14 protein-coding genes are annotated in these 16,099 nt (G+C 54.5%); 8 read left to right on the forward strand and 6 right to left on the reverse strand.

Annotated elements, in window-relative coordinates:
- The first annotated feature begins 49 nt into the window (after window positions 1-49).
- Window positions 50-1,045 (forward strand): acyl-CoA desaturase, encoded by a 996-nt coding sequence (locus ACQY7R_RS04225; RefSeq protein WP_428304350.1) that lies wholly within the window; start codon window positions 50-52, stop codon window positions 1,043-1,045.
- A 681-nt stretch (window positions 1,046-1,726) separates the two neighbouring features.
- Window positions 1,727-2,518: a DUF4142 domain-containing protein gene (locus tag ACQY7R_RS04230; RefSeq protein WP_428304351.1), complete on the forward strand. Its 792-nt coding sequence runs from the start codon at window positions 1,727-1,729 to the stop codon at window positions 2,516-2,518.
- Window positions 2,519-3,337: 819 nt separating this feature from the next.
- Here ACQY7R_RS04230 and ACQY7R_RS04235 read toward each other — a convergent pair.
- Window positions 3,338-3,640 (reverse strand): hypothetical protein, encoded by a 303-nt coding sequence (locus ACQY7R_RS04235; protein WP_428304352.1) that lies wholly within the window; start codon window positions 3,638-3,640, stop codon window positions 3,338-3,340.
- Window positions 3,641-4,182: 542 nt separating this feature from the next.
- Entirely contained in the window at window positions 4,183-5,112 is a 930-nt protein-coding gene (locus ACQY7R_RS04240; RefSeq protein ID WP_428304353.1) for a manganese catalase family protein, read from the reverse strand.
- A 616-nt stretch (window positions 5,113-5,728) separates the two neighbouring features.
- On the opposite strand from ACQY7R_RS04240, the gene ACQY7R_RS04245 reads away from it, so the two are divergent.
- From ACQY7R_RS04245 to ACQY7R_RS04255, 3 genes are all read left to right on the forward strand, one after another.
- Window positions 5,729-5,989 carry a hypothetical protein gene (locus ACQY7R_RS04245; protein WP_428304354.1) on the forward strand — a complete coding sequence of 87 codons (261 nt, stop codon included), beginning with the start codon at window positions 5,729-5,731 and terminating at the stop codon, window positions 5,987-5,989.
- Between the two features lie 1,167 nt (window positions 5,990-7,156).
- Window positions 7,157-7,534, forward strand: coding sequence for a BON domain-containing protein (locus ACQY7R_RS04250; protein WP_428304355.1), 378 nt, complete (start codon window positions 7,157-7,159; stop codon window positions 7,532-7,534).
- Between the two features lie 45 nt (window positions 7,535-7,579).
- Window positions 7,580-8,107: a general stress protein gene (locus ACQY7R_RS04255; RefSeq protein WP_428304356.1), complete on the forward strand. Its 528-nt coding sequence runs from the start codon at window positions 7,580-7,582 to the stop codon at window positions 8,105-8,107.
- A gap of 485 nt (window positions 8,108-8,592) precedes the next feature.
- Here the strand turns inward: ACQY7R_RS04255 and ACQY7R_RS04260 are convergent, their stop codons facing one another.
- The 3 genes from ACQY7R_RS04260 to ACQY7R_RS04270 all read right to left on the reverse strand — a co-directional run bounded on the left by ACQY7R_RS04260 (window position 8,593) and on the right by ACQY7R_RS04270 (window position 11,204).
- The gene (locus ACQY7R_RS04260) at window positions 8,593-9,198 is read right to left on the reverse strand and encodes a DUF1989 domain-containing protein (RefSeq protein ID WP_428304357.1); all 606 of its coding nucleotides are present in this window, start codon (window positions 9,196-9,198) and stop codon (window positions 8,593-8,595) included.
- A gap of 22 nt (window positions 9,199-9,220) precedes the next feature.
- Complete coding sequence (gene gntA, locus ACQY7R_RS04265) at window positions 9,221-9,982, reverse strand: guanitoxin biosynthesis heme-dependent pre-guanitoxin N-hydroxylase GntA (RefSeq protein WP_428304358.1); 762 nt, start codon at window positions 9,980-9,982, stop codon at window positions 9,221-9,223.
- A 946-nt stretch (window positions 9,983-10,928) separates the two neighbouring features.
- A complete protein-coding gene (locus ACQY7R_RS04270) occupies window positions 10,929-11,204 on the reverse strand; it encodes a hypothetical protein (protein WP_428304359.1) in 276 nt (91 codons plus the stop codon).
- Between the two features lie 596 nt (window positions 11,205-11,800).
- On the opposite strand from ACQY7R_RS04270, the gene ACQY7R_RS04275 reads away from it, so the two are divergent.
- On the forward strand, window positions 11,801-12,007 hold the full coding sequence (locus ACQY7R_RS04275) for a hypothetical protein (RefSeq protein ID WP_428304360.1): 207 nt from the start codon (window positions 11,801-11,803) through the stop codon (window positions 12,005-12,007).
- Between the two features lie 95 nt (window positions 12,008-12,102).
- Here ACQY7R_RS04275 and ACQY7R_RS04280 read toward each other — a convergent pair whose 3' ends face one another.
- Window positions 12,103-13,416: an ATP-binding protein gene (locus tag ACQY7R_RS04280; protein WP_428304361.1), complete on the reverse strand. Its 1,314-nt coding sequence runs from the start codon at window positions 13,414-13,416 to the stop codon at window positions 12,103-12,105.
- 223 nt (window positions 13,417-13,639) lie between these two features.
- Here ACQY7R_RS04280 and ACQY7R_RS04285 point away from each other — a divergent pair, with 223 nt between their 5' ends.
- Both ACQY7R_RS04285 and ACQY7R_RS04290 read left to right on the forward strand, forming a co-directional pair.
- Complete coding sequence (locus ACQY7R_RS04285) at window positions 13,640-15,310, forward strand: hybrid sensor histidine kinase/response regulator (protein ID WP_428304362.1); 1,671 nt, start codon at window positions 13,640-13,642, stop codon at window positions 15,308-15,310.
- Window positions 15,311-15,685: 375 nt separating this feature from the next.
- A complete protein-coding gene (locus tag ACQY7R_RS04290) occupies window positions 15,686-16,078 on the forward strand; it encodes an ROK family protein (protein WP_428304979.1) in 393 nt (130 codons plus the stop codon).
- Window positions 16,079-16,099: the final 21 nt, after the last annotated feature.

Here is a 16,099-nt window from a genome sequence, read left to right on the forward strand (position 1 = left end):
GCTCTCTACTCGATTCTACCGTCACGTCACCGTCAATAGGAGTGTTTGGATGCCCTCCCCGAATGGAGCTCTCTTAAGGTCAGCGCCGCTGATACGAAAGGTTGCTCATCCCCCATCGGTCGATGCGAATCACTTGCAGCTGAGTTATGCACTATCCTTTGCGATCATGCATCTCTTGGCAATGTTGGTCTTCTTGCCCTGGTTCTTCAGCTGGTTTGGCGTCATCGCTTTTTGGGTAGGTGTAATCGTCTTCGGACAAATCGGAATTCCGGTTTGCTACCATCGCCAACTGACTCACCGCAGTTTCAAAACGCCGAAATGGCTGGAACACTCCTTCGTAGTCCTCGCGCTGTGCAGTGCGCAGGAGACCCCCGCAAAATGGGTGGCGTGGCACCGCAAGCATCACGGGAACACTGATGAACAAGAGGATCCGCATACGCCGTTGGTAAACTTCATCTGGTCGCACGTGGGATGGCTGTGCGTGAAGAACCAAAGCCGAACGCCAATGTCGTTCTACGAGAAATATTCTCGTGACATACTGCAGGACCCCTTCTATATGTATTTAGAACGGTCACGAGCCGCGTTCGCGTGGATTTATCTCCTCCACGCCTTCGCGTACTTTCTGATTGCTTGGGCCATCTCTTTCGCCGTTATGAGAAGCAATGCGCCGGCATTCCAAATGGCTTCCAGCATTCTAGTGTGGGGTGTGTTAGCGCGAACTGTATACGTATGGCATATCACGTGGAGCGTGAATTCGCTCTCACACATTTTCGGCTATAGAAACTTCAACACACCTGACCATAGCCGCAATAACTGGTTCGTTGCTTTGATCACTGGTGGAGAGGGGTGGCATAACAACCATCATTCAGACCAAGCGTCCGCATCGGTGCAGACCCGATGGTGGGAGTTTGACTTGAATTACTACTTCATTAAATGCTTGGAGCGGGTTGGGCTGGCGACTGATGTGGTCCCATTGGCACGGCACCGGCGACTTAACGGCGCTGCTTCACCTGCGACCCTTAGCGTCGCCGACGCAGTCACGTAATGCTAGCGAACATTTAGTCATGGCGCACTGCGGCTCGCCCCTAGGCAAGTCGAATTGCCAAGCACTGCATAGATATGAGTAGAACGCGCACTTGCGATCAATATATGAACCTTCCTCGGAATCGGTGTGGAGGACGGGGGCGACTGAGGGTAACTGCTGAACACAATGCCAAGGAAATATCGAAATCGTAAATTACTAGATGGGTGCGTCCCCTTCAATGAAAGCCAGAATCGGTTCACGCCGCAATGTGACAGCGGATCAGCCGATGCAGACGCCATGATGAGCAGGCGATGGATTCCCAGACTCATGGCTAGTAGTCAAGCCGTTCAAGAGCATATGACCTACCTAGAGGCGATGGGCCAAGCCACCGTCCCTGAGGGATAGAGTGGCATCTCTTCGCGTTACTTCTTTGCGCCCACCGATATTGTGGACGTGACACGAAGCTTCTAGTCACTCGCTTCACGCGGAAAGTGATTGGCAAGTTCCTGGCTTGATGCGTGACTTTGATGATTACTACCGCTTACTATTTTTCCGCGGTTGTCGCAGCTTGGCACACGCTGAATGGTACATCGATTGCACCTTAGATCCCATCGCTTTGATCGCGTCAACTGGGCCATGGCCTCATGTTTGTAGACGTGATTCATCCTGAGGCGTGAGTCAAGTTTAGTAGGAGATATCGAGATGGCGTTATTTATGGTGCTACGAAAGTCTGTTCTGGCAGCGGCTAGTGTCACATGCCTTACCATGGTCGCTCATGCGCAAACAACGATTGATTCGACGACCGGGAAGCCCGCGGTGAACCAGTCGGGGATCAATGACGCTGGCGCACCAGGAAACCAACCTGGGCAACGTCAGGCAACTCCAGCTAATGGTCGTCAGACCGGCAATGCGGAGAACGCCCAGGCGGCGGGCGATCTAAGCCAGCAAATCGCTTCATGCCTAGTGTTGGGGAATCAAGAAGAGGTTGCTATAGCGGAAATCGCGCAAAAGCATGCGGAGCATCCCGAGGTGAAGAAGTTCGCCGCCCACATGGTCGAGCAGCATCAACAAGCCATGACTAAGCTGGAGCAAGCGGTTCCTCAGGTGGCTGGCCTCACCCTAGGCACTGCAGACTGGCAAGCTCGTCAACAGGGCGAAGCGGCTGGTAAAGCTGGAGATTCGCCGGAGTTGGAGCTGGCAAAGGCGATCAAGCAACAGTGCCTGGTTTTGACCCAGAAAGAGATGGAAGGCAAGCAGGGCGCTGAGTTCGACAAGTGCTACATCGGTCAGCAGATCGGCGCTCATGTTGGAATGCTGGCTCAACTCCAAGGCAGCAAAAGCTTCGCCAACCCGCAGCTTCAAGCTGTCATCGTTGAAGGCGAACAGATGGCCACGAAGCACTTGGAAGAAGCTAAGAAGATCATGGCGGAGCTCGAGGGCGCGAAAGGACAGCCGGCCCGCACCTCGCAACGAACGGCCCCCGCCGCTAACTAACTGGCGTTAGCATGAAATTGCCCGGCGTAAGCGTGGTGGAACATTCCTGTTCCATCACGCTTTTTCGTTAGTCCGCCCCAAACATTTCGCCTGCGAGCGGCCTCTGACCCGCCTGCAGCACTAAGCACCTCAATCGTCGCGAGAAGTTGACCATCCGTTGCCCTAAATACTCGCATTCCAAACTTGGCACTTCGCAACCGCGAAACCAAGGATTAGTTTCGGAGGGTGCGCTCGATTATCGAATGGGCGGCATACCGTCTACAACGGAATTATCTAGACTGAAGCTTTTCTATCGGCCGCTCAAGCCTTCGTGGGGTTTTTGCTATGGAAATCGAAGCGATTAGCCACGAGCGCTTCGCTTCACTGACCTCCGGCGCGGACCACGGCGCGCCAGAGAAAGGGTATGCCTGGTATGCCACGATAGATCGGCAGATCGTAGGCCAAATCTTTCAAGCGCCGGGCGAGCCATTTCGATTGAGTGTTCTACATCTCGTACGGTGCAAGTGGAAAGTTGACCGTCCGAATCTAAAGTTCGATCGATTCAATGATGCGGAAGTTACATTGCGCGAAGAAATAGATCGCTTGGTACGTCTCAAACAAATTTCGCTGCGTGGGCCGGTCCGGTCGGGGAACTGCTGCGCCAATGCCCAACCCACATCTGCGATTGGCCCGTGCGGTGGTCGATATTAATCACCGTACAGGCTGAGAAACTATTCCGCCCGGTATGCTTATTAGCGGAGGCCAGGCGCGCTCAACGCAAACCGCCGACGACTCATCGTCGTAGCAGAAGCCCGATGAGCCGCCGTAAGGCTTGGCGTCTCAACACTGTTGCATGTGAGGTGAGAGTAAAGCGGCGAAATGTTCGGTCACTTCGATTAGCAAATCAGGTGGACAATTCCCATCATTCACAGTCAGCCGGATTCGCTCGTTGTATTCGCCAACCGCGAACTTGAAGTCGGCGTAAGTGAATCGCAGCCAAGTCCCTTCGCCGTTAGAGTCGAACGCTGTGATCTCAACGCGTTCAAGCCGCTCGGCATGATGGCAAATCTTCAGCCAAGAATCCGTGTAGGGAAGTTCGGCGAAAATTCTCGAAACTTTATAGATGGCATCTGTGGCGTGCATTTGTGACTAGCTTTTCGTCAATTGACCGGCCGACCACCTTAGTGGCGTAAGGCAGCGGCGGAGGCGAGCCGTTAGCTTGTAGATAACTCGCTAATGCGAAGTGCATACCTATCCTCTACCGTCGGACGAGCCGCAGTTGCCAAGTTAGCAGATGCGATCTTCACCTCGCGCCAGAAAAGCTCCATAACAGACGCGGGACGACGTCGGGATTCTCCACGAACTCCGTCAGGTTTTGGAGAAATCTCATGACATCAGCGAGATCTAGCGGCCAACTAAGGTTCAACGCCGGTATGCTGGTCACACTCGCAGTGGTCCTTGCCGAAGCCGCGCTTCGCGGCCTGCGGTTCCTGCGAGTGGGTACGCGCACCACGCGAGTGGCCACTCGCGTGGTGCCTTATTGCACCCGCATTCTTTTATTAACTTGAGATCGTCAGAAATTCTCTGTTGCAAAGTGCAGCATTCATTTAGTTGACGGCCGTAGCTTAGCCGAAAATCATTGCCGCTAACCGCTACACACGAATCTATTCATCTGTCCGCGGGTTCTAGCCCTTGCCACTTCCAGATTTCAGCTTTGCCTTCGCCTCGGTCAACGCGGCGGCTAAATCGTCCAGCTCTGGGTCCAGTCCCGGAGAGAACTCTTCAGGTCTCTCTTGAGCGGCGGGAATCGGGTATTTCTCGATTGGCTCCGCTAGGGTAACTAATTCAGTTCCATCATTTGCCGGAGCCGCCCCAGAGAATATCTTTTCCATTTGAGAACTATCAAGGCGAAAGTGATACTGCTCCCGGTTTATTCCAGCATCGATCAGTTTCTTAACTTCTGGATACTTCGACGAGTCGAACTTTGGAATGGGCAAGAGTTTATTCCATTCGACACCAAGGGTCTCAAGCGCCTTCGCAAACGCCATTTCGTGCGCCTCATCGCGCGCAATCAGAAATGCCACAGTCGCGCGCAACGTTTTGTTCTCAGACATCTGATAAATTCGGCACTTCTGCAGGCGTCCAGTCGACTCGAGAACGAGGTTGTCCAGGAGATCTAGAACCAAGTTGCCGTTGCAATGGACATAGCTACCGCTCCAAGGGTTACCAGCGGCGTCTACCGGCAGCGCGCCCTGAGCGCCAACGATGAAATGGTGTGGATTTTGTTGCTCCTTAGCCATGTCCATCGTTGCCTTGCCGCCCTTGCCAGGCACGTCGAACTTTTTCCCGTGGTACTCGGGTGCCCCGTCGAGAAGCTTTGAGATTGTTTTCGAAATCAATTCAACATGACTAATTTCTTCGATCCCAATTCCCTGAATTAAGTCCAAGTAAGGAGTCGCCTCTCCTCGGAAGTTAAAACTCTGAAATAGGTACTGCATCATCGTTCGCATTTCACCAAACTGACCGCCGAGACCTTCCTGCAGGGCGTTGGCGGCGGAGGGATCTGGCTCATCGTCGACGATTGGGTTGATCAGGTTCTGAAAGTGATAGAACATAGAGGTCCGTGATTCCTTAGAGCGCGCTAGTCCGCTGTAATCTGGCGCATGAAAATTACAGATGCATAAGTTGACTGATAAGCCGCCAAGAGTGGCGTTCACGACGCTTGAGAGTTGCGTTCGCTGAGCTATTTCGTGAGACAGCCGAGCAATGAAGCGTCACTTGGAAGACGAGCTAAGAGGCAAATGTCGTGCCTCGTCTGATATGTGCCGTGCATCAGAGGCACCTCCCTAACGCCTAGCTAGCATGTCTCTCTATGACTTGAGCGGTCTACTCAGCGATCAGCCGCGGAAGGTTATCGTATATCAAACCACGTTGCCGAAATCTGTCGCACGTGTTCAGGTCGCCGCGGCATTGGGCGAGCATCCAAGCGTCGACTGCTCAGCCCTACCTGAAATTGAGGTCACGTCCTCCAAGGGACCAACGCTGTGACAGATGGCGGGCGTGTTGTCTTCGATCCTCATTCGCCCCGGATTCAAAGATTCACGAAGAGTTTCCCGCGCTTGCAATGGGATCGCTAGTATCGCTCTGCGGCGCACGAGTTGCCGCAGTTACCTCACGCGCAGGTGAGACGACTCCCGTCTTCCGCAAGCCAATAGCATTAGGAGAATGCGAATGTCCCAAACCGCAACTGCCAGTCGAATTGGCGCCCAACCCCACGCCGGAGAAGGCTACGTAGCCAAGATGATCGAGGAGCAGACGGCCAAAGTTCCATCGGATGTGTTTCTCTGGGCGGCTGGCGCGTCCATTTTGGGTTCTCTGGCTCTTAAGTCGATGGGCCAGGATAGGGACGCCACGTTCGTTGGACAGTGGGCGCCTACGTTCCTGATCCTCGGCCTCTACAACAAGCTGGTGAAGCTTCAGGGGTCTGAGTGATCTGCTAAGAGCGACCCGATTATACTCAAAACCCGCTGAGAATCCGCTTGGCGGGTTCCACTCTTTGGGGTGATCAAGACGACGCTCGATAGGACATGAAAGGCAGTTCTGAAAGCCGTGACGCGCTCAGCAGTGGCGGTGCATCACGCGGTGTGACCAAGCTCCTCGCGCCTTCAACGATGCCGTAGCACTTCACACCGAGCGCAAATGTAAAGCGGGACAAACTCCCGTGCGATGTCAGTGAGCGTCTCGCCGACGAGGTGGGATTGAAAAGTGAAAGGCCGATTTAGCTACAACACTCCGCTTATAACACGCCGCCATTTGAAACAACGTCGCATCGCAATCGACAGTAGTTGAGTCAGCTTGAGCCCGATGGCCCCATTCGTTCGCATGAGCAGCGGCTCCGCCAAGCATGATTTGCCTACTCAATGTGCCATCGGCGCCCGGAGCGTCGACGTTTTCAATGGTGTCGTCTCCGCGGTTTTCGGAGCTCGTACCGGACCCGTTCTCGCGGTGACCGGGTGTCATTTCGTCTGGGGCACGGCCGTTTACAACCGCGGTCGCAAGAACTGGAGCCGTAACTAATGCCATTAGTTTTATGATTCGTCTCGGGGGATGTGAAGCTACGACGCGACCACCATGCCTAAGTTTCGAGGAGCCTACGGCGCTGTCTGAATCCTGGCCGCCTGCGACCAAATACGTAAAGACGGTATGTATATTGCCTGCCTTCCCGGGGATGAACCACGACACCTCGGAAGGACTAGCAATGGCACGCGACGATAGAACTAACGGACGACCGAAGCGATATGGAGCTGCTATCGAGGAAGAGGTCGAGAACCAAGCCGAAATGAAAAAAGAGGCCGAACGAAAGGCTTGGGCTGTGCGCCGCGAACTGCGTTTGAGAGAAAGACGACTTTTCTCACCTCGGTAGGGCGGAGTAGGTTGCGCTGGAGTCTCCGCTAGCACCACCGACTCACACGCCATCGCCGGCACATCGGCAGTTATCGCCACGTGAAAGTCTACCCGCGTGAGGCACGAGTGAGGTGGGCGAACGATCCGACGTGTGCGCGTTATCCAAACTAGTGCGGGCGCAATAGAGCTTTTCGGCCGGTGCAATATTTGCAATTAGGTTTTAATCAATTGCTTCCAAACCAGAGAACTCCGTAAATGAAATTTGCAAAGACTATAGTGCTATTGGGCGTGACAGCAATCGGGTGCAATGAACCTGCTGCAGACAAAATGTCCACGCCGGACCGCGATAACACTGCAGTGAATGAACGCGATCGAGCCTCAAGCGCAAAGACTCCGATCGATCAGAATGAGAACCAAAGCGATATCGACGTTACAGCGAATATTCGGAAACGGGTGGTCGACACCAAGATGTCGGTCAATGCGCAGAATGTAAAAATCATGACGCAAGATGGCAAAGTGACTCTTCGCGGTCCTGTTGCCTCGGCAGATGAAAAGAAACGCGTTGAAGAACTTGCTATCGAAGTCGCCGGTGCTAACAACGTCGAAAGTCAGTTGGAAATCGAACAGAAATGACTATTGCTTAGTTTAACTCGCTAATGGACTCGTAGGAGCTACATCATGGCCAAGGCCGTTTTCTGTACTGTAAAAACATCTGATCAAGCCACGCGGGTCGTGGACCAATTGAAAGTCGCGGGATTTACTAGCGACGATATTTCCGTATTGATGCCCGACAAATCGGGAACGAAGGAATTTGCCGTCGACAATAAAACGAAAGCTCCGGAAGGCGCTGCTACTGGTGCTGGCACGGGTGCAGTGTTGGGCGGCGGCTTGGGATGGTTAGCCGGCATTGGAGCATTGGCCATACCGGGACTCGGTCCGCTGATCGCGGCCGGCCCCATCATGGCAGCCCTAACTGGCGCGGCGGTCGGCGGGACTATTGGGGGTCTCACCGGAGCCTTGATTGGGATGGGTATTCCTGAATACGAGGCTAAGCGATACGAGGGCAAAGTGAAGGGTGGTAATGCGCTGATTTCGGTACATTCAGAGGACTCTACTGAGACCGAACGCGCTAAAAAGATTTTCGAAGCGGCCGGGGCTGAAGACATTGCAACTTCCGGCGAGGCGTCTACTGGTGCTAAGCGGTAATCGCGTAGCAGGTCGACTAAACCTCTAACAAACGGCGGAGCTGAAATCTCCGCCGTTCGTCGTTTATTTAGTCGACGGCGAGAAAGCATTGATTAACCTCTCAGGTCGTAAATAGACATTCCAATGATTAATGCATCTAATTTTGGCGTGACAGGAATTTCAGGAGCAATTTGCCCATCACAATATGGCTTGGCGATTTAGACCACGAAGCACATCGTCGGCATTGCCCTGACCGAACATGACGGCGGCAATACGCTTCGCTTACCGACTTGCCAGGAGGCTATTCAACGCGGCAAACGGACCGCCAGCGAGCGCCGTTTTAGCATCTCTTTTACTAACTTTGACGGTGCTATGACGTGATTTCCCTGCGAGCGAATTTAGGGATCAGCGAGCTTCGCCCGTTGCGGTAATTGGCCGCCGCCGAAACAGATTATTTGATGGATGACGCGCATCGGATTGCGTCGTCTATGCCCTAAAGACTTCCGTCACCTGTCCAGAGCCGTAAGAAGTTCAAAGTCTATTGGTTTGAACGAGTAGTTGTTGCTCATCTCGGCCGAGCAGGCGGTGAGTCCAACTATTAAATCCATCTCGGCGCGAAAGATCGTCGCGTCCCCCGCTTTCGAACGCGGCGGCCCAATTGTTAATTGACCGTCAGCGTCTATCGTCACATTCATAAAAATATTGAATGTCGTTGGGATCGAGTCTGGCGCGATGCCAAATTGTGCCAGGCCTTTCACCAGGTTCATAAAACAGCTGGGATGTGGATCATTGTTCCCGTAAATGATGCTGAAAGTCTCCGGACTACAAGGCGTCAGCAGGAAGTCATGACGTCCCACATCATCGGACTCGATGGTAAACATCGGCCGACTACGATTAGAGTACAGCGTGTGCCCTGTCGTAAGATAGATGGTGTTGGCGTAGTCGATCGACCTGCCGGCCGAAAGCCACTCACCCGTATCTTGTTGAGAAAAGGCGATTAGGTCCGAGACCTGCTCGCCCATTGGATCGACAACACGAAGTCGCTGTCCCGCGCTCATCACGAACCCCGTTCCGGTCTGCGGCGCAAGGCGATGCACGACGTTCAATTCCATTCTAATCGTCCCTTCACTTTCATCAGAGGTCTACTGGCGGTTCCCAGTCGTGTTCGACAGGCCGCCCGGAGTACTGCCGAGCCTCGCTAATCTCGCCGTGCTCGCCCAGATTCGGGTTCAGTGACCCCTGCAGATCGTTCTCGCGCTCACGAATCACCTCCTGCATTCGCGCCATCTTCTGAGATTCCTTGAGGCGGACGAATTGCGCATGGGGGTTAAAGACCAGCGTCGGCCAGGGAAACTGGCGCGCGAGTCGTGAACTTTGTGGGTGGAGGCCCACTACAAAGAATGCGAGGCCCGCGAAGCTGAAAGCAAAGTGCGGGTCGTCGGGCTTTCTGCTTACTGTCGGATCCCAGTCGTGAAGCGGCGCATCGACCTTAGTAAGCTGAGCTAATTGATCCCACAGGAGCTGTTCGAATTCAACCTCAGTGAGCTCACCGGGTTCGCGAAATATTGCGACGAATGTCACGAAGTCATCTTCAGCCAGGACTAGGGGATCCTGCGTGAATGTGAACAGATCGTGGGCGAGGCCGGCGGACGAAGCTGCAGCTCCAAGCTTATCGTAGACGCCGAATCTGATGCTCTCGCGAGTCATCGCACTCTTAGCGCCTACGCAGGGAAATTGTGGGTCAGCGACAAAGCCCTGAAACGCGCCGATAGCTGCGGACGTGAAAAGCTCCGGCGTCGCCTCCAGATCGTCCATCCGCACGACTCTGCCATTCGCTAGCCCGAAGTATTTGCTCTCTCGCAGCGCATCATGAGTAGAAAAGGGGTTTGTTTCCATGTGCAAATGCCTCGCTGCATCCTCGCTTATCGATTGCTTGCTGCTGAGCTCCGGTCATCGCCGGGCGTGAGTCATGAGCAGGTACTACACTAGGCATGATCGGTACAAGACACGTCGGACCGAATTGGGAAGGTTAACAAAAACGAGGTGCCGCCATGGCAAGCTATTCTGCCCCAATTGAGAGCATGCTATCCGCAGTAGTCGAGCGGCGTGTTACAGTGCGGGAGGTGAGCGGGGAGAGCTTTAAGGCGGCAGCGACCATGTGCATTCCTTGAAAGGTTCCAAACAAGTAACGCTGACTTGCGTTACGACCGAACAGTGCGGCTTACCAAATTCGAATATTGGCAGCCACTTCAAATTGCATCCTGCGAATAATACTCACATTGCTGGTCGCGGAGGCATTTGCGTTTCGACTATGAGCGAATTCTTCGGCAATTCGCACGACGGAAGAAGGCGACACTCGCGGACATCGCTGCTTTACCGCTGCTTCAATCGTCCAAGAGGTCACCCCGAGGCAGCTAGGGTGGCGGGTCAGAAGGACGAGTTGACGAGCCGCGGCAAATAGCCAAGCCGAAGCTCTGACAATCGGAAACGAGAATCCCGCCGAGTTGATCTCCCCCTACAGCGGGGTTAGCGCGTTTTACTCAGCCACAATCTGATTGACCTGCGGAGTCTTCCGCTTCAAGACCTCCGCACGATCGTTGGAGTTATCTTTGGTCATTCGAGGTCACAAGCTGCGATTAACTGTTTCGCAGGACGTTTACCAGCGGTCGTGCCACACGAACTCATTCAACCCGCTCGGCATTCCAAATTAGTGAACCACTGTCTCTATAGGGCCAGTACAAAATGATACGACCTTCAGACTCATACCGCTCCATTTCGACTGCGATGGGCGCAGCAGCGTCACCTACCTCTGCGTAGCACCACTGTTCGCCGCACACCCAAGCTAAAACATTGCCCAAGCGGTTCGTTCAATTTTCTCGCTGCGGCGGTGCTCGATTTCCTTGAGGGCTTTGTCGGCGTCGGGATTGTCCGCACCCGTGATTTCTAAATCGGCGAGCAGCTTCTCGCCGTCTGAATCAAGGAAAGTATCACCGCGCACCTTGAGCCGGCGTTTGACCTGGTCGAGCGTATTTTCAGTGGTGGTCTTGGTCCGTCTCGTGAACTCAGCTTGTAAAGTCGCCGGCAAGTGAGGTGCAGAACTTCTCGCGACGTTTTTCATTGCAGAGCTCAGGTACTCTGGCTCGTGCTTAGCTCCGATCAGCACGCATTTTCCGTAAGGCTACTACACGGTCGCGAAAAGCCACTGAAGGTGTCGGCGTGGCCGAACGAGTCAAAGTAGTCAGTTGACGCCGTACGTGCGCATTCAGCTCCACGGTGGCGACGGAGGGATGTTCGACAGAAGATAAATTCGCGGCCCATACCCGACGTGAATAACGGCGAAGATTTGTTTTAACTCGCAGCTCACGGGCTTTCGCCGTCGCACCCCAATCGCGTCGTCCGCTAACGTCAACCCTATCGCGACAGCTCGCGCCGCGAATCAACAGCTCAATTCATTCGACGCTAGCGTCGAATCTCACCATAGCGTGTCCCGCGACGCCTTGCCCGCGACCCCATCTATTGAGACCGAGCAAGAACCATGGCATGGTACTCCCCGCCGTCTGGCGCCTTCTTTTCGGCTCGTCGACGGCGCCGCGGCTCGGTACCAGCTGGTCATCGCGGCGATGTTCTAGGCGTACCGGCGTGCTGTTGCTCATGCAGCGCTAGCGGCTGAGGCTGCTTGCCGTTTCACTACAGTTCACCAGCAGAGAGATCATTATGAGTGCAGTTATCGACTCTAGCCGCGAAGCGCGCGGCAAAGCATGCAAGGCGGCCCACATCGGCGGCTGCATTGCGGCGATCGTTGTGATGATCATCGTCGTACCGGCAAAACTCGGGGGCTACTTACCGGCCAGCGTGTCATCGGCGCGATTGCTGCTCTTCCCAGTACTCGCGTACGGCCTCGGCGTCGCCGCGATGCTATGAAAATTGGGGCGGGCCATCAAGCAATCCCAAGCTACTAATGATGGCGGGGAGATTGCAGCGGGTCGCCCACGGCGGGCGGGCTAACAGGGGCGTGTCTACTTTTGGTAATCGCGTGGGAAAATGACGCGAAATATTGTCCCCTGACCAGGTCCAGATTCCAACTCGACGCTCGCGTCTAGCAAGTCGCAGAGGCGTTTTACAATCGATAGCCCGATGCCTTCGCCCTGTTCCTGGTGGACAGGGCGGTCATCCATGGGCTGGTCTCTCTGCGACTGCGAGCGGGCTGCGCTAGTCGAGGCTCCTTCAACTTCAGACTGAGCGTCCAATTTCATCGCTTCTGAAGTGGCCTCGACGAGCGCCTCCGCCAGTGGCGCTCCAGGTCCAGCGTGAAATCCGGGCCCGGTGTCCGTCACGCACAGCATCCAGCGGTCGACGTCATCAGTGCGGCTGTCTCCCCAACTAAGCGTGACGCTCCCCTGTTGCGTATATTTCAACGCATTAATGATCAGGTTTTGAGCGATCCGCCGGATTTTGCCAGCGTCACACTCGATCTCCAGCGATGCAGGTCCATTGGCGGAAAGCACCAGTCCTCGCTCCCGCGAAATCGGCTGCAGGCTCTCTCCCAGATCCCGCAAGATTGGCGAGACGTCAATACGCGCGACCTGGCGATGTTCCTGCCCCGCTTGAAGTCGCCCAATCTCTATGACCTCGTCAAGCATGGAGTGCAGCGACGAAACGCTCTTTTGCAGAAGGGCGACGAACTCGTCTCGCACCAAATCCGGTAGCCCCTGCATCGTGAGGCCCTCCGTGACGTTTACGACAGCGCCAACATTGCCTCGGAGATCATGTGCGGCCTGGCGCCACAGTTCACCTCGTCGACGTTCAAGTTCAGTCAGCTCTTCCGCCGCATTCTCCAAATCTCGAACGTGCCCGACTGCCTCCGTTTCCTGCATCTCGTAGTACTTAGATGCGCTTTCGCTCACTCCCTCATTAAATAACTGCGACAGGATTCGCCAAGCGGTCGTGAGATCTTTGGCTGGCAGCGACCGATGCGTCGATGCGTAGATTTCGAGTTCGTTCAGGACGCAGGTTTGCAGATGTCCCCACTCACGCATCACTTCACGCAGATCGTACCCCTGCTGCCAGCGATGCAACCCGTGTTGGACTGCATTCTCGGAAGCCTCAAGCTCCGTGGCGCTTCGTTTCGTTCTTCGTAGTTTGCACTCATAATCGGCGAGCAAGTGCGGAATGTGATCATTGAGCTGCGCTCGCGGCAATGTGGAAGCGGTCGAGATGTCCTTATCCCCGGCTACCCGAATTCGCCAATCCGCAAGGATAGCTTCGCGCCGAACGAACAGGTGCTGAGCGAGAACGCTCAACCGGTTTTCGTTCGGCTCGATGGTCTCCATGACCTGCCTTAATGCAAAGGGGAAGGGACGTTCACGGCAGGCATTGTACCATTCCGGGGCCGAGGGCGGAGGAGCCAGTCGTAAGTGCGCGTACTCGATAGCCAACTTCAAATCAGCCTGAAAGCACTCGCGGCGCGGTAGTTGCTACACACTAGTAAATTGCGCTCCATTTCAGAGCGAAGCCCTCGATTCCGGGGTTACGCGATCACATCGGGAGCGTCACATGCGCCTAGCTGAATTCATTCTGGCCAATGTCGAAGCTATTCTGGTCGAGTGGGAGGCGTTTGCTCGTAGCATTTGGCCAAAAGCTCTGATCGACGCCTCCACAGATCCCGCCAAGTTACGAGACCACGCCGAAGCTATTCTGCGGACGTCGGCTATCGAGATGAACTCGATCCAGACTCCCGCCCAGCAGGCAAACAAGTCCAAAGGCGAGGCAGGCGACAGTGCGGCTGGGGAACGTGTGAATCGTGCGTCGGAATCGCATGGTTCGGAACGTTACACCTCCGGATTTGAACTGTGGGCTGTGATTTCAGAGTATCGAGCGCTACGCGCCAGCGTGATTCAACTATGGCGAAATAGCGATCCTGAACCGGACCTGCACGACCTGGGCGACATCACCCGGTTTAATGAGTGTATGGATCAATCATTGACGGAAGCGGTCCGTACTTACACGCAGCAGGTTGAAAAAGACCGCGAAAAGCTCCTAAAGAATGAACAGGACGCCAACCTCGCGAAGGATATGTTTCTTGCGACATTAAGTCACGAGATGCGCACTCCTCTCAATGCAATCGTCGGCTGGATTGCCATTCTTAGAATGGTCGGCAGTAGCAAGACCGACCTCACTGAGGGACTTAACGTTATCGAACGTAATACGAATGCACAGGTAAAACTCATTGAGGATGTGCTCGATGTTTCACGCATTGTGTCCGGCAAACTCAATTTGGAGATTGCCGACTGCGACATTGCGGAACTCATCAAAGCAAGCATGGAGTCCGTCCGCCCAGCAGCAGATGCGAAGGATATATCGCTGAGCTGCAAGTTAGATCCGTCCGCAGGTCTCGCTCAATGCGACCCAGCAAGGATCACCCAGATTATTTGGAATCTTTTATCCAACGCCCTGAAATTTACCAATAAAGGTGGCCACGTCCGGGTGACACTTCGTCGAGACCGTTCTGACTTGCGGATAGCCGTGAGCGACGACGGTGAGGGCATAAGCGCAGACTTGTTACCATTCGTGTTCGATCGCTTCCGCCAGTCCGACAACAGCACTCGCCGTCACTACGGTGGGTTAGGGCTTGGACTCTCGATCGTAAAGCATTTGGCCGAAATGCATGGCGGAACGGCAGAGGTTCAAAGCACGGGGGTAGGACGAGGATCCACGTTTGCCATTCGCCTACCAATCCGTGCCGTGGCCGAAGTAGTAGACGTTGAGAACGCGCCTTCAGAGCCCGGCGGTGGCCTCAACGCGACGAACGGTAGCCACTCGCCGAATGTGCGTTTAGACGGGATCAGAGTCTTGGTTGTCGACGATCAGGCTGACGCTCGTGAGATTCTGCGAAAGGTTCTGGAAGGCATTGGTGCAACGGTCACATTGGCGGCTAGCGCCGCGGAGGCCCTTGTCGCGTTAACCAATTCGAAGGCGAAAAATCTGGGGCCTGACATACTAGTTAGCGATGTCGGCATGCCCGAGCACAATGGATATGACCTAATTCGCGAAGTACGGCTTCGTGGGCACCTTGCTACTGAGCTACCGGCGGTAGCTCTGACCGCATTCGCGCACGATAAGGACGCGCGGGACGCGATGGCCGCTGGGTTTCAGGTTCACATTTCAAAGCCGGTAAGCATTCCAGACCTAACTTCAACCATAGCGAAATTGGCCGCCAAGCATTGACGCGATTCCCAGATAATCCTGTTGATCATGGGAAGTTAGTGCAAGCCGCCGGTAACCGTGGCAGAGAGCCACCTTCGCATGACCGTCACCGCGTTGCAGCTAACCAATCGCCGTTTACTCGAACCTTGACGGGTTCCCAACGAGCCGAGGCTTGAAATTCGGCTAATTCAAGCAATCCATCATTGCGCGGCATCATCTCACCGAATCTACACTTCTGACTATTTACCTATGAACACACTCGTACTCGATATTGGCGGCACCACGTTGAAGCTTTAGGCTCCAGACGCCAGTACGCGAGTTAAACTCGAGACCGGGAAGAAGTTCACTGCCAAGCAATTCGTTACTATTGTTAAGAACACTCTTGGCGATCAACGTATTGATCGAATTTCGATCGGCTTCCCGGGACGAGTGAGGTGGGGACAGATAATTGACGAAGCCGTGAACCTCGGACTTGGTTGGGTTGGCATTGATTTCTCCCAAGAGTTCGATTGCCCAGTACGAGTTATGAATGACGCCGACATGCAGGCGCTGGGAGGCTATTCAGGTGGCAGAGTGTTGTATCTAGGCTTCGGAACTGGGGTCGGAACTTCGATGGTTATCGACGGACATATAAGTCCGTTGGCGCTCGGACTGCTGCCATATAAAAGTGGCAGAAAGTTCGACCAGTACCTAACGAATGATGCTCTCGACCGGATTGGACTGAAGCGATGGCGTGAAGCAGCGACTGACGCCGCGACAATCTTCAAAGACGCAATGATTGCTGATTAAGTGCTACTCGGCGGGTGCGGC

This window comes from Lacipirellula sp., assembly GCF_965279485.1.
In the GTDB taxonomy this organism is placed as follows: Bacteria; Planctomycetota; Planctomycetia; order Pirellulales; family Lacipirellulaceae; genus Lacipirellula.

What these genes read in the sequence shown, in the direction of transcription:
- ACQY7R_RS04225 (WP_428304350.1), top strand. Translation starts at nt 50, where the DNA reads ATGCCCTCCCCGAATGGAGCTCTCTTAAGGTCAGCGCCGCTGATACGA.
- ACQY7R_RS04230 (WP_428304351.1), top strand. Translation starts at nt 1,727, where the DNA reads ATGGCGTTATTTATGGTGCTACGAAAGTCTGTTCTGGCAGCGGCTAGT.
- ACQY7R_RS04235 (WP_428304352.1), bottom strand. Translation starts at nt 3,640, where the DNA reads ATGCACGCCACAGATGCCATCTATAAAGTTTCGAGAATTTTCGCCGAA.
- ACQY7R_RS04240 (WP_428304353.1), bottom strand. Translation starts at nt 5,112, where the DNA reads ATGTTCTATCACTTTCAGAACCTGATCAACCCAATCGTCGACGATGAG.
- ACQY7R_RS04245 (WP_428304354.1), top strand. Translation starts at nt 5,729, where the DNA reads ATGTCCCAAACCGCAACTGCCAGTCGAATTGGCGCCCAACCCCACGCC.
- ACQY7R_RS04250 (WP_428304355.1), top strand. Translation starts at nt 7,157, where the DNA reads ATGAAATTTGCAAAGACTATAGTGCTATTGGGCGTGACAGCAATCGGG.
- ACQY7R_RS04255 (WP_428304356.1), top strand. Translation starts at nt 7,580, where the DNA reads ATGGCCAAGGCCGTTTTCTGTACTGTAAAAACATCTGATCAAGCCACG.
- ACQY7R_RS04260 (WP_428304357.1), bottom strand. Translation starts at nt 9,198, where the DNA reads ATGGAATTGAACGTCGTGCATCGCCTTGCGCCGCAGACCGGAACGGGG.
- gntA (WP_428304358.1), bottom strand. Translation starts at nt 9,982, where the DNA reads ATGGAAACAAACCCCTTTTCTACTCATGATGCGCTGCGAGAGAGCAAA.
- ACQY7R_RS04270 (WP_428304359.1), bottom strand. Translation starts at nt 11,204, where the DNA reads ATGAAAAACGTCGCGAGAAGTTCTGCACCTCACTTGCCGGCGACTTTA.
- ACQY7R_RS04275 (WP_428304360.1), top strand. Translation starts at nt 11,801, where the DNA reads ATGAGTGCAGTTATCGACTCTAGCCGCGAAGCGCGCGGCAAAGCATGC.
- ACQY7R_RS04280 (WP_428304361.1), bottom strand. Translation starts at nt 13,416, where the DNA reads ATGGAGACCATCGAGCCGAACGAAAACCGGTTGAGCGTTCTCGCTCAG.
- ACQY7R_RS04285 (WP_428304362.1), top strand. Translation starts at nt 13,640, where the DNA reads ATGCGCCTAGCTGAATTCATTCTGGCCAATGTCGAAGCTATTCTGGTC.